1 protein-coding gene is annotated in these 542 nt (G+C 45.2%); it reads left to right on the top strand.

Annotation, left to right across the window (positions count from 1 at the left end):
- Positions 1–456, top strand: a 456-nt coding sequence (locus R7040_RS29350; protein ID WP_318098031.1) for an MFS transporter, incomplete at its 5' end; no start/stop codon positions are given.
- Between the last annotated feature and the right edge of the window lie 86 nt (positions 457–542).

Below are 542 nucleotides of genomic sequence, written 5' to 3'. Positions count from 1 at the left end.
TTCGACAAAGCCGCTGGTGTGATTGAGTGGCACGTGCTCGGCATGTTCGCTCCAGCCTTTATTACTGGTCGATTAATTGAGCAGTTCGGCGCAAAGAAAATGATCCTAGCGGGAGGTGTGCTGTTCATTGTTTGTATAGGGATTAACATTCATGGTGTGTCCATTTGGCACTTTAGCCTTGCCTTAGTTTTGTTGGGCGTAGGTTGGAACTTCATGTTTATCGCTGCAACGGGGCTGTTTAGCCAAAGTTACGAAGCGAAAAACCGCAGCAAAGCGCAGGCGTTTAATGAGTTCTTCGTGTTCAGCTGTGTCACCATTACTGCCTTACTTTCTGGCTGGCTTGAATCGACAGTCGGTTGGCAAAACCTGAACTTGTACGTTCTTCCGTTCGTATTGCTCGTGATTGTGATCTTTGCGATGAAAACGGATAACAAAACAGAATCCCAAATAGCCTAACTTTCAACCAGTCACAGAAAAACTCAGCATCTGAACGCTGAGTTTTTTGTTTATTGGCTCAAATTTTGACTGGTGACGCGCAAATT

Source organism: Vibrio sp. 1069 (assembly GCF_033340555.1).
This window is presented reverse-complemented; position numbering and strand designations above follow the sequence as displayed.